This window comes from Synechococcus sp. R55.2 (assembly GCF_047462075.1).
Taxonomy (GTDB): Bacteria; Cyanobacteriota; Cyanobacteriia; order Thermostichales; family Thermostichaceae; genus Thermostichus.
In genome coordinates, this window is record NZ_JANSIH010000229.1 from 1 (window position 1) to 711 (window position 711).

The following is a 711-nucleotide window of genomic DNA, read 5'->3' on the forward strand; positions in this document are numbered from 1 at the left end:
CGTAGCCCAGGCGAAAAGGGGAGTAGGAAATGCAGCCCTGGGCGTTGATCACCCGGTGCCAAGGGATGTCGGTGTTTTGGCCTTGCAGGCGAAACAAAGCATAGCCCACCTGGCGAGCATAGCCGGGGTAACCGGCAACCCGCGCCACCTGCCCATAGGTGGCCACTCGGCCCGGCGGGATCCGCCGCACCACTTCGTAAAAGCGCTGGTAGAGGCTAGTAGATGGAGCGCTAGTGGAGCCAGACTGGGTCACAGGGATCCTCGCTCAAACTTGGCAGACAATAAGATGTGGAACGGATTGGATCCCCGGGTCCATGAGCTATTTAATCGCGGTACTGCCGGATCGCATAGCCGCTGAGGCGGCCTACAGCGCCCTGGAACAAGCCGGCTTTTCCCTGGAGCGATTGCATCTGCTGGGGCGGGGCTACAAGAGTGCCGACGAGTTTGGGCTGATTGACCCGGCCCAAGCGGCCCGCCGTCAGATGCGGCGCCTGGCCATTTGGTTGGTGCCCTTTGGCTTTTTGGCCGGGGTGGGGTTCAGCGTTTTGAGTGGTTTGGATACCTTTGCCTGGGCGGGACCTATAGGCAACCACCTGATCGGCGGCCTACTGGGCGCGATGGGCGGGGCCATGGGCAGCTTTTTCGTCGGCGGCGGAGTGGGCTTGTCTGGTGGCTCCGGCGATGCCTTGGCTTACCGCAACCGCCTCGCTG

At 62.6% G+C, this 711-nt stretch carries 2 protein-coding genes; one reads left to right on the top strand and one right to left on the bottom strand.

The genetic code is table 11. The features are described from left to right. A partial coding sequence (locus NW838_RS07885) for an MGMT family protein (RefSeq protein WP_414427814.1) occupies nt 1–253 on the bottom strand: 253 nt, incomplete at its 3' end. Between the two features lie 61 nt (nt 254–314). On the opposite strand from NW838_RS07885, the gene NW838_RS07890 reads away from it, so the two are divergent. Continuing rightward, nucleotides 315–711 (top strand): hypothetical protein (locus NW838_RS07890; RefSeq protein ID WP_414427815.1); only part of this gene is annotated, 397 nt, incomplete at its 3' end.